The 11,829-nt window shown below is 64.2% G+C and carries 8 protein-coding genes and 1 pseudogene; 5 read left to right on the forward strand and 4 right to left on the reverse strand.

The genetic code is table 11. The features are described 5' to 3' along the window. Together CQ14_RS18015 and CQ14_RS18020 are read left to right on the forward strand one after the other, a co-directional pair. A partial coding sequence (locus CQ14_RS18015; protein WP_199805555.1) for a cadherin-like domain-containing protein occupies window positions 1–1,288 on the forward strand: 1,288 nt, incomplete at its 5' end. Window positions 1,289–1,585: 297 nt separating this feature from the next. After that, window positions 1,586–3,886 carry an MHYT domain-containing protein gene (locus CQ14_RS18020; protein WP_057859186.1) on the forward strand — a complete coding sequence of 767 codons (2,301 nt, stop codon included), beginning with the start codon at window positions 1,586–1,588 and terminating at the stop codon, window positions 3,884–3,886. 37 nt (window positions 3,887–3,923) lie between these two features. Here CQ14_RS18020 and CQ14_RS18025 read toward each other — a convergent pair whose 3' ends face one another. Then, entirely contained in the window at window positions 3,924–7,034 is a 3,111-nt protein-coding gene (locus tag CQ14_RS18025) for an efflux RND transporter permease subunit (protein WP_057859187.1), read from the reverse strand. Beyond that, window positions 7,031–8,209: an efflux RND transporter periplasmic adaptor subunit gene (locus tag CQ14_RS18030; RefSeq protein ID WP_057859188.1), complete on the reverse strand. Its 1,179-nt coding sequence runs from the start codon at window positions 8,207–8,209 to the stop codon at window positions 7,031–7,033. Before CQ14_RS18030 ends, CQ14_RS18025 begins: the two co-directional genes overlap by 4 nt. Here CQ14_RS18030 and CQ14_RS18035 point away from each other — a divergent pair. Next, window positions 8,208–9,167, forward strand: coding sequence for a hypothetical protein (locus CQ14_RS18035; RefSeq protein ID WP_057859189.1), 960 nt, complete (start codon window positions 8,208–8,210; stop codon window positions 9,165–9,167). The two genes, CQ14_RS18030 and CQ14_RS18035, sit on opposite strands and share 2 nt — an antisense overlap. On the opposite strand, the gene CQ14_RS42345 is transcribed toward CQ14_RS18035, so the two are convergent. After that, window positions 9,113–9,526 (reverse strand): hypothetical protein, encoded by a 414-nt coding sequence (locus tag CQ14_RS42345; protein WP_082649925.1) that lies wholly within the window; start codon window positions 9,524–9,526, stop codon window positions 9,113–9,115. The two genes, CQ14_RS18035 and CQ14_RS42345, sit on opposite strands and share 55 nt — an antisense overlap. A 273-nt stretch (window positions 9,527–9,799) precedes the next feature. Further along, window positions 9,800–10,024 (reverse strand): hypothetical protein, encoded by a 225-nt coding sequence (locus tag CQ14_RS42350; protein ID WP_082649939.1) that lies wholly within the window; start codon window positions 10,022–10,024, stop codon window positions 9,800–9,802. Between the two features lie 406 nt (window positions 10,025–10,430). On the opposite strand from CQ14_RS42350, the gene CQ14_RS18045 reads away from it, so the two are divergent. Together CQ14_RS18045 and CQ14_RS46425 are read left to right on the forward strand one after the other, a co-directional pair. After that, window positions 10,431–11,108, forward strand: a complete 678-nt coding sequence (locus tag CQ14_RS18045) for a response regulator transcription factor (RefSeq protein WP_057859400.1) — start codon at window positions 10,431–10,433, stop codon at window positions 11,106–11,108. Window positions 11,109–11,187: 79 nt separating this feature from the next. Continuing rightward, window positions 11,188–11,829, forward strand: a pseudogene (locus tag CQ14_RS46425) (two-component sensor histidine kinase); the annotation flags it as partial.

The raw sequence follows: 11,829 nt of genomic DNA on the forward strand, positions 1-11,829 counted from the left end.
CTCGAGCTATGACGGGCTCAACGCCGGCGAGCCGCTGGTGCTGACGGTGCCCTTCACCGCGACCGACGAGAACGGCGCCGCCTCGGCGCCGGCCAATCTGGTGATCACCATCACCGGCACCAATGACGGCCCGGTTGCGGTCAATGACAGCGTCTCCGTGAACGAAGATGCCACCACGGCTAACCTGCGGACCCTCCTGCTGTCGAACGACACGGATCCTGACAGCGGCGAGAGCACGACCCTAAAAATCACCGCCGTGACGCAGGGCGCCAAGGGCTCGGTTGTTCTCAGCGACAACGGTACGCCGCTCGACTTCAGCGATGACGTCATAACCTACACGGCGGACGGCAATGTGCTGGATGCGCTGGCGGTGGGGCAGAGCACAACCGACACCTTCACCTACACGATAACCGATGCGCATGGCGCCACCAATACCGCCACCGCGACGGTGACCATTAACGGTGTTAACGACGCGGCCAGCGACTTGGTCTTCTCCTACACTGGTGCCTCAGGGAACTCGTTGCCGAATGGTGCCTTCGGGCAGATATCGGTCGTCGACCCGGATGGCGGCGCTCAGCCATATTCGTTCTCAGCCACGGGTCTTAGCGCGACGACTCTTGCAGGCGGAGCGGCCGCTAACTTTGCTGGGGACCTTACAGTGAGTTCGACAGGTGTCATCAGTGCCAACAACCTGGACGACAATCGCGTGTATGAACTGTCCGTGCAGGTAACGCAGGGCACGGAGACCTTCACAGAGAGCTTCAGCGTTATCACGGGGACGAACGCAAGCGACACCGTGGATGGCAGCGCCGCCGTCGGCGATGATGTCATCTTCGCGCGAGGCGATGGTGACATCATCCTGGCCGGTTCCGGAAACGATACTGTGTTTGGTCAACAGGGCGATGACCAAATCCACGGTGGCGCCGGCAATGACACGTTGTTCGGCGGAGGCGGCAACGACCAATTTTTCTTTGACACTGCGCTCGACGCAACAACCAATGTGGACACGATCAAGGATTTCAACGCCAACTCAGCGGACGAGATACATCTGGAGAACTCAATCTTCACCGCTCTGTCGACCACAGGCGTCCTGAACGCAGCCAACTTCAACGCCAGCGCTGGCGGCAACGCTGCGGATGGGAACGATTTCGTTCTGTACGACACCAGCAACGGCAATCTCTACTACGACGCCGACGGCAGCGGCTCCGGAAACAAAGTCCTCGTTGCCAGGATCGATCTTGCGGGGGTGAGCGGCACGGTGAATGCCGCGGACTTCCACATTATCTGATCGCCTTGAGGCGAGCGCAGGGTGGCGGGTCACTTGATGACCCAATGAGCCGGTTTTTTGGCCGGCCCTGATACAGGCTTAATGCTCGGCGTCTGAGCGCTCAAAACCAGCACCAGCAACCTAAGGTTTTTGGTGCAATTGAATCGATCATTGGGATAGTGCAACTCGCTTCGCGAGCCGATCCTCCCGCCCAAGCCGGGGCCTCCACCGATTTTGTCACTTTCAACGGATGCACGGGAACAATGCACCGCCACAAATTCGGTGCTATTGAATCACTTCCACTGCTTCGTTCACGGAATGCACCACCATCCTGGCTCCCACGATCCCGTTCTTGTCGCGCTGTCGGTCCTGATCGCCGCGCTTTCCTCCTACACGGCGCTGGATCTCGCGACGCGCATGCGGGCCGCTTCTGGCCTCGCCAGCCTGGCCTGGCTCGGGGCTGCGGCGGTCGCCATGGGCGGCGGCATCTGGTCCATGCATTTCGTCGCCATGCTGGCGTTCAGCCTGCCCGGCGTGGCAATTTCCTACGATCCGCTCCTCACGCTGCTCTCGCTTGCCCTTCCCATTCTGGTCGCGGCTGCTGCCTTCGTCATCGTCAGTCAGCGGTCGAACGCACTCATCCTGTCCGGCATCGGAATGGGGCTCGCGATCTCCGGCATGCACTACACCGGCATGAGCGCGATGCGGATGGCGGCTTCCATCCACTACGATCCGCTCTGGGTGGTGCTTTCCATCGGCATCGCGATCGGAGCGTCCATCATAGCGCTGTGGCTTGCCTTCCGCATGACGAGCGCGCGCGAGCGAATCTCGGCGGGAGTCGTCATGGGTCTGGCGATCTCCGGGATGCACTACGCCGCCATGCAGGGCTCCTCCTTCATTCCGATGGACGGCGTCCTTGGCCGTGCGGCATCCGGCACGGTGGGGCAGGCGCCGCTCGCGTTCCTGATCGCCGGCACCACCATTGTGGTCCTCGTGATCGGGCTTGCGGTTGCCGTGTACGATCGCTCCTCGGCGGAACGCGCCGGTCGCGAGGCCGAGGCGCTCAGGCGAAGCGAGGAGAAGTTCCGCCTGCTGGTGGAAGGAGTGGCCGATCACGCCATCTTCATGCTCGACCCCGAGGGCCGGGTGGCGAACTGGAATCTCGGCGCTACCAGGCTGATCGGCTACGGCGAGGAGATCGTCGGGATGCACTACGCTGTCCTTCACACCGATGAGGACCGCGATGCCGGTATTCCGGAGGCCGTGCTTCTGGAAGCCAAGCTGGAAGGCAAGTCGGCAGGCGAAGGTTGGCGCGTTCGCAAGGACGGCAGCCGCTTCTGGGCCGAGGCGACCATCCGCGCGGTGCGAAGCGAGCGGGGCGAGGCCATCGGCTTTGCCAAGATCGTACGGGACGTGACCGAACGCCGCCGGGCCCAGGAAGCGCTGGAGCGCACCCGCGACGCGCTGGTGGTCTCGCAGAAGATGGAGACTGTCGGGCAGCTTACCGGCGGCGTCGCCCACGACTTCAACAACATACTCGCCGTGATCACGGGCAGCCTCGAACTCGCGAAGAAGCGCCTCCAGACGGAAGATCCGAGAATTCACCGGCTGCTCGACAACGCGATCCATGGTGCGCTCCGGGGGGCCTCGCTGACCCAGCGCATGCTTGCCTTTGCGCGCAAGCAGGATCTCAAGCCCGTCGTCGTGGATGTTCCGGAGCTGGTCCGCGGAATGTCCGCGCTGCTGAAGTTCAATCCAGCGATCCGGGTCGAGACCCGTTTTCCGATCGAACTCGCGAAGGTGAAGGTCGACGCCAACCAGCTCGAGCTCGCGATCCTCAACCTCGCCGTCAATGCGCGCGACGCGATGACGGCAAGCGGCGGGACCATCAGCATCGCCGCGCGTGAAGAGCAGGCAGTCGATGGCCTGGCCGAGGGACGGTACGTCGCGCTCTCCGTAAGCGACACCGGATCCGGCATGGACGAGGAGACACTGAAACACGCGCAGGAGCCGTTCTATACGACCAAGGGGGTGGGCAAGGGAACCGGCCTCGGCCTCTCGATGGTGAAAGGGCTGGCTGAACAGTCCGGAGGCGTGCTGATGCTGAAGAGCCGCGTCGGCGAAGGGACCACGGCCGAGATCTGGCTGCCCGCCTCGCAGGACAACAAGGTGCCGGAGCCCCATGCGGCGGAGCCGTCACGCGCCGCGCCCCGCAGCAGCCGGCCGCTCTCCGTGCTGGTCGTCGACGATGACCTTCTCGTCCTCGACAGTATCGCTGCGATGCTCGACGATCTCGGCCACGCCGTGATCGAGGCGCGCTCCGGCGAAGAGGCCGTCCAGCTTCTGCGCCGAACGCCGAAGGTTGACATCGTGGTGACCGATTATGCCATGCCGGGGATGAACGGGCTGCAGCTTGCCGAGACGGTGGCCGCCGAGCATCCCGGCACACCCGTGGTGCTCTGCACCGGATATGCCGAGCTGCCCGGCTCCGCGCAGCCGCATTTGCCGCGCATTTCGAAGCCGTTCGACCAGGCGGCGCTGGTGGCCGTCATGGAGGACGTGATGCGCGCACGGGCAGATGCGCGCTCGGTTTTGCCCTTGCGCCCGAAGCGGGCCTGAGGGCTGGTGGACCTCATCGCGTCTGCGGGAACCACCGTCATTCGGCCGGCATCGGCTCGGCGCCGCCTTTGGCCGCCGGCTTCTTCCTTCCGAACAGCCGGGCTTGCAGCCTGTCGAGGTAGATGTAGACCACGGGCGTCGTATAGAGCGTGAGCAACTGCGACACGGCGAGCCCTCCGACGATGGCGTAGCCCAGCGGCTGGCGTATCTCGGAGCCCGCGCCGGTGCCGAGCATCATCGGAACGCCGCCGAGCATGGCCGCCATCGTGGTCATGAGAATGGGCCGGAAACGCATGATGCAGGCGCGATAGATCGCGTCTTCGGCCGACAATCCCTCCTGCTGGCCGACATGCAGGGCGAAGTCGACCAGCATGATGCCGTTCTTCTTGACGATGCCGATCAGGAGAATGATGCCGACGATCGCGATCACGCTGAGATCGAGATGGACCGCCATCAATAGCAGCAACGCGCCGAGCCCCGCCGACGGCAGTGTCGAGATGATGGTGATGGGGTGGATCAGGCTCTCATACAGGATGCCGAGGATCAGATAGATCACGAACAGCGCGGCCACGATCAGGATCGGCGTGGTCGACAGCGAATCCCCGAACGCCTGCGCGTTGCCCTGGAAGCTCGTCTGCAGCGACAGCGGCTTGCCGAGCTGGTGCTCGATATTCTGGATGGCGCTGGTCGCTTCGCCGATCGCCGTGCCCGGCAACAGGTTGAAGGAGATCGTCACCGACGGGAACTGGCCCTGGTGATTGATCACGAGCGGGGCGACCTTGACCACGCTGTCGACCAGCGTCGATAGCGGCACTTCCTGTCCGGTGGAGGATTTGACGTAGATTCCGGTCAGCGCCTCCGGCGAATACTGGAATTTCGGATTGACCTCCATGATCACATGATACTGGTTCAGGGCCGTGTACATGGTCGAGACGATGCGCTGGCCAAAGGCGTCGTCGAGCGTGTTGTCGATGGTGAAGGGCAGGATGCCGTAGCTCGAAGCCACCTCGCGCTTGATGGCGATGTCGAGCAGGGGACCGGAATTGAGCTGGTCGGTCGCGACATCGGTGATGCCGGGGATCTTCTTGATCCTGTCGAGGAACAGCGCCGCCCAGTGATTCAGTTCGCCGGGATCGGCGTCGCCCAGCGTGTACTGGTACTGGGTTTTCGAGACGCGGCCACCGATGGTGATGTCCTGAGCGGCCTGCATATAGAGCGTGATGCCCTGGATCTTGGCCAAATTGGTCCGCAACCGGGCAAGCACTGTTTCCATGCTGTCGCGCTGCTTGTAGGGTTTGAGCGCAATGTAGACGCGGCCGTTGTTGATGGTGGTATTGCCGCCGCCGGCGCCGATCGCCGAGCCGACGGATGCCACGGCCGGATCCCGGGTAATGGCATTGAGCAGGGCCTGCTGGCGCTCGGCCATCGCAGAATAGGAAATATCCTGCGCGGCCTCGGACAGACCGATGATCAGCCCGGTGTCCTGCTGGGGAAAGAACCCCTTGGGAATGACGACATAGAGATAACCGGTAAGGGCGATGGTCGCAAACATCGTCAACAGCGTGATGAAGCGGTGACGAAGCACGACCTTGAGTCCGGCCTCGTAGATTCCAAGGAGTGAATTAAAGCCGCCTTCAAGGATGCGGAACAGCCGGCCGTGTGTCCTGTTCTCCGGCTTGAGCAGCCGCGCGCACATCATCGGGGTCAAGGTCAGCGAGATCAGAAGCGACAGCACCAGGGCAACGCTGACGGTGACGGCGAATTCGCGGAACAACAGCCCGACATATCCGCCCATCAGGAACAGCGGAATGAACACGGCGATCAGCGACAGCGTGATCGACATGATGGTGAAGCCGATTTCGCCGGCACCCTTCAGCGCCGCCTCGAACGGCGTGGCGCCGCCCTCCATGTGCCGCACGATGTTCTCGATCACGACGACGGCGTCGTCGACCACGAAGCCCACGGCGATCGACAGCGCCATCAGCGACAGATTGTCGAGGCTGTAGCCGAGCTCGTAGAGGACGGCGAGGGTGCCGATCAACGACAGTGGAACGGTGACCGCCGGGATGACCGTCGCCCAGAAGTTCCTCAAGAAAACGAAGATCACCATCACGACCAGCGCGACCGTCAGCAGCAACGTGAACTGAACGTCGTGGATCGACGCGCGAACCGTATCGGTGCGGTCGGAGATGACATTGACCTTGATCGCGGGCGGGATCGATGCCTGCAGCACCGGCATCTCTGCCTTGATCCGCTCGACGGTGTCGACGACGTTGGCGCCGGGCTGGCGCTGGATCGCCAGGATGACGGCGCGCCGGTTGTTGTACCAGCCAGCGATCAGGTCGTTCTCCGGCGCGCTGACGGCGCGGCCGACATCGCGGATGCGGACCGGCGAGCCGTTGCGGTAGGCGATGACGAGGTTGGCGTAGTCCTCCGCTTTCAGGAGCTGGTCGTTGGTGTTGAGCGTAAAGGTCTGGCTCGGGCTGTTCAGCGTGCCCTTGGGCATGTCGACATTGGCCTGGCCGAGCGCGGTGCGGACGTCCTCGAGATTGATGCCGCGCGCGGCAAGCGCCTGCGGATCGAGCTGCACGCGCACCGCGGGTTTCTGCTGGCCGCCGATGCCGACGAGGCCGACGCCCGGTATCTGCGAAATCTTCTGCAGCAGGATGTTTTCCGCATAGGCATCCACCGTGGTCAGCGGCAGGCTGTCCGAGGTCAGGCCGAGCACCAGGATCGGCGTATCGGCCGGATTGACCTTGCGGATCGTCGGCGGATAGGGAATGCCGGGAGGCAGGAACGGAGACGCGGCATTGATCGCTGACAGCGTGTCGCTGACCGTCCCGTCGATCTGGCGGTTCAGATCGAACTGCAGCGTGATCTGGGTGTAGCCGAGCGCGCTCGCCGACGTCATCTGGGTGAGGCCCGGAATCTGCCCGAACTGGAGTTCGAGCGGCGTCGCCACCGATGCCGCCATGGTCTGCGGATCGGCGCCCGGCAGCTGCGCGGTGACCTGAAGCGTCGGATAGTTGACGTTGGGCAAAGCCGCGACCGGCAGCAGCGGGTAGGCGACGAGGCCGCCGACCAACAGGCCGACCATCAGGAGCGCGGTCGCGATCGGGCGCTGAATGAACGGTGCGGAAATGTTCATGGGATCACCGCCTGCTGTGCTTGCTGCGTTGCCGCTTCCTCGGCTGCTTCGCCGTGCAGGATTGTGACATGCGTGCCCGGCTGCAGCCGGTATTGTCCGTCGACAACGACCTGCTCGCCCGCCTTCAGGCCGGATTCGATCAGCGCTTCACCGTCGGTGATCTGCGCGACCTTGAGCGGCCGCATCGCCACGGTGTCGTCCGGCTGAATGACATAGGCATAGGCGCCGTTCGGCCCCTGCTGCACGACGTTGGCGGGAACGGTGAGGCCGTTGTGCCGGGTCGTGACCAGCAGCCGCGCGTTCACGAGTTCGCCGGGCCACAACGCGCGCGACTTGTTGGGGAAGTTGGCCTTGAGCTGGATCGAGCCTGTGGTCTGCAGGATCTCGTTGTTGACCAGCGCGAGTTTGCCCTCGCCGAGCTGGAGCGAATTGCTCTGGTCATAGGCAAGGACGGGCAGCGGCGTCTTGCTGGCCTGCTGCTGTTGCTGGATCTGCGGCAGCACGCCTTCAGGCAGGGTGAAGATCAGCGAGATGGGATCGAGCTGCGTCACCACGACCAGGCCGTTGGTCGTCGTCGGGCTGATGATGTTGCCGACGTCGATCTGGCGAATACCGACCACGCCGTCGATCGGCGAGGTCAGCCGCGTGTAGCTGAGCTGCACCTTGGCTGCCTCGATCAGCGCCTGGTCGGTCTTGATCGCGGCCTCCAGCTGGCCGACCTGCGCCTTCTGGGTCTCGATCAGCTGCGGCGTCGCCCAGCCCTTGTCGCCGAGCTGGGTGTAACGCGTGAGATTGGCGCGGGCATTGGTGAGTTGGGCCTGGTCGCGCTCCAGATTGCCTTCGAACTGGTCGATCTGGGCCTGATAGGGGCGCGGATCGATCTGCGCGAGCAGGTCGCCGGCATGAACCGTCTGTCCTTCGGTGAAGTTGATGCTGATGAGCTGGCCCTGGATCTGGGCCCGCACGACATCGGTATTGTAGGCGATCACGGTGCCGACGCCATTCTGGTAGATCGGCACGTCATGCTGCGCGACCACGCCAGCCACGACCGGAACCGGAGGCGGCGGCGCGGCCGCGACAGCGGCTCTGAACGCATGGGCGTGCGTGAAGTAGAGAAGGCCGCCGGCGGCGACCACACCGAACAGGATGGCAGATACTGCGACATTCTTTTTCATGGCCGCCTCTCGCGCGCGGGTTTTGGGTCAGTGGAACATCGTGGTGCCGGCGGACAGGCCCGGTACCGTGTTCGGCACCCCCGTGATGTCAGGGATTCCCGAGACATCGGTGGGCGACGCGACGGCTGTGGTGTTCGGAGCCGGCAGCGTGAGGGCGGGCACCGTCGGGATTGTCGCGATGGTGCTGACCGTGGGCGCGACGGCAATGGTCGGCACTGCAGCGGCGGAGCTGACGCCGAGATTGGCAATCTCGGTCGAACCCATCGGAATGCCGGTTCGCGGTATGCCGCCCGGCGTTGTCGGAGACGTCGGCGTCGATGACGCGGCCAGATTGCTCGAGCCGGCGCCGCACATGGCTGAGGTGCCCGACGTGTCGATCAAGGCCGATGTCGGCGGGATGCCCGACGACGACGGCATGGTGGACATCGTGCTCTGCGGCGTAACCGTTCCGACCGCGACGCCGCCACCATCGAAGGTCGCTGCCGATCCGAACATCGTCGACGGGGCCGTGCCGATGGTCGAGCACGCGGTGCTGCCGATTGCCCCGGTCGACGAGATCGGCATGGGACTTACGCCGGGTGAGGCGATTTCCGTCGCACCAAACGGAATGCCGGTGCCGCCGACCGGCGCGCTCGGCACCATGCCGAGCGGAGAGGTCGACGCGAGCGAAGGCGTCGGCATCACCGCCGCCTGCTGCGCGAAGGCCTGGCCGCACAGCAAGGCCGAGGCTGCGGTGATCATCAGGAAGCGATTCATGTTGCTCTCCAGTGCCGTTCGTTCGGCGCGACAAGCGCGTGGCGCAAAGTTGTCGGGCTATTGGGAAGCCGGTCCGGAGGACGCCAGGAAGACCGGAAAAACGTCCTCCGAACCGACGCCCGCGCGCGGGGGGCCTGCGCGGCGGGTTCAGCTGCAGCTCAGCGGCAAGGGGCTGTTGGGATGCAGGACGTACCAGTCGTAGCAATCGGGATAGCCGTAATAGTAGCCGTAGCCTGGCCCGTATCGGTCGAAGCGATGGAAAGCGTGCTGATGGAGCCCGAAGCCGTGCGCGCCGATGTGACCGACGCTGCCGATGTGGCCATCGCCGAGGCCGCCCAGATGTTCGCCGCCCATGCCACCGATATGGGCCCCGCCGCCAAAGCCTCCCATGTGCCCGCCACCGCCAAAGCCGCCGCCCATATGGCCGCCGCCACCGAAGCCTCCGCCGCCAAAACCTCCGCCATGACCGCCACCGCCACCGCCGCCGCGGGCCTCAGCCGCACCGGTCACCAGGCTCGAAGCAAGCAGAGCTGTCGCCAGTATCGTGATCATCCGTTTCATCGTGACACTCCTTTTCAGTCAGATTGTTCGGCGCCGCAACGCGCGAACTCCAGCGAGCCGCGCGGACGAAACGTCGGATGAGTGACAGGTAGGTGCGATGCACAAGGCATCCATTAAATTCGGCGTTAGTCACGTTCACGAACCAGAGCAGCGCTGCGGGCTTCAAAGGCGAACGGGCTTCCAAGGCGAAGGCCTTGGCGCACAGCAAAGAAGATGGGCTGGCGGGGGAAATCCCGCCAGCCCGTCATCGGTCGTCACATCGCAGCGCGCGGATCAGTAGCCCGTGTTGGGCTCACAAGGCGGCACGGTCCACGGTTGAGTGGCGTAGGCGCCGACATCAGGTGCGCGGACGCAGCTATCGCCCGAACGCATGACGGACGCCATATTCGTATTGTCGTTGGTTACGACATGCCGCGAGGTGTGTGTGGCGGCCAGCGCCGGAGTGGCAATGGTGGCTGCGGCGAGTAACGCAGCCGACAGAAGTTTTACGTTGCGCATGGTGGTCTCCATAGGGTGAGGGAAGCCGGGCTGGCTTCTGCCTGTGACGTGCGGCCCATGCGCCGTCGTCCAAAGGAATTTTGCTTCACGCGCTTTCAACTCGGCGTGAGGCCGATGCGGGGCCCTCGGTTTGCCCAAAATCGCGCCGGCCGGATCGCGCAATGCAGGCCCGCCGGTTCATTAAATTGCTATTTATTGGCGCGACGCGCCGACGAGGGCTAACTGTCTCGGGCGGGCCCGCTGTGCTCGTACCGAGGCGGCGGAAACGGCCGCCGGGCGGATGGCGCCTGCCCGATCCCGGAAGGGATGGCGGCGCTGTCCGGCTCCCTGAATCGGGCGGCGTGTGGACGTCGCCATTGCCACCTGATGGCGAGAGGGTATCTTGATGGCAAATCGGACCGATCAGATGACGAAGGTTCTTCTCATAGAGGATGACGACGAGACGGCCGGGGAAATCACCGCCGAGCTCGCCGATCGCGGCTTTGAGGTCGAATGGTCGTCCGACGGACTGGACGGTCTTGCCAAGGCGCGCGATTTGCGGCCCGATGCCATGATCGTCGACCGCCTGCTGCCGGGAATGGACGGCCTTACCGTCATCGAATCGCTGCGGAAGGATCAGGTGCGCACGCCGGTCCTGGTGCTGAGCGCGCTTGGCGCGGTCGACGACCGTGTGCGCGGATTGCGGATGGGAGGCGACGACTACCTCACCAAGCCGTTTGCGATCGTCGAACTGGTCGCGCGTATAGAGGCATTGCTGCGTCGCCCGCCGGAAACGCGCGAGACTAACCTGCGCGTCGGCCAGCTCGAGCTCGACCTGATCGAGCGCACGGCAAAGCGCGGCGAGCGCAAGATCGACCTCTTGCCGCGCGAGTTTCGCCTGCTCGAATACATGATGCGGCGGAGCGACCAGTTGCTGACGCGTGCGATGCTGCTCGAGGAGGTCTGGAACTACAAATTCGTTCCGGCCACCAACCTGGTCGACGTCCACATGGGCCGCGTGCGGCACAAGGTCGATGGTCCGGGCGACAACCCCATGATCCATAACGTCCGCGGCGCAGGATTCATTCTGCGCGCCGTGCCCTGACTGATTTTTGGCGACCTTGCCGGACGCCCCCGCCGTCGGGCCGGCAAGGCAATCGGACGGCAGGCTCGGGAAGCTTCAGTTGCAGTTCATCCGCTCGAAGACGTTTCACTGGACCTCGGCGCTGGCGGCCCTGTTCGCGATCTTCGTCACGGTACTATTCGCGTTCATCTACTTCAGCATCGACGATTACCTGATCGCGCGCTCCGATCGCATGATCACGACGCAGGCCGGCTTCTTTGCCGGATTGCCGAGCGCGCGCATGATCAGCGCGCTCGACGATCATCTCGAGCAGGATTCGCGCGGCGTCCAGTTCTCCGGCGTGTTCGATGCCAGGGGTGATCGGCTTGCCGGCAACGTCGCGGCCCTGCCGGACGGACTAGCTATCGACGCACCGGCGCGGAACGTGCCGCTGCTACGTCTCGATAGCAAGGAGGCCGGTGTAACATCGGTCAGAACTGTCGCGCGGCGCCTAGATAACGGCGACATATTGGTGATCGGGCGAAACGTCGATGAAACCGCCGAGGTCTTCCGGGTCGTCGGAGCTGCGCTCGGGCTCGGCCTGCTGCCTGCATTCTTTTTGTGGTTGCTGGCCGGCGCCTGGCTGAGCGCGCGGGCCCGCAGGCGGGTCGAGGAGGTCAATTTGCGGGTCCAGCGCATCATCGCCGGAGATCTGCGCGAGCGGCTGCCGCACCGGAATGTCGACGAGCCGTTCTCGCGGCTC

The organism is Bradyrhizobium lablabi, from assembly GCF_001440475.1.
GTDB lineage: Bacteria > Pseudomonadota > Alphaproteobacteria > Rhizobiales > Xanthobacteraceae > Bradyrhizobium > Bradyrhizobium lablabi.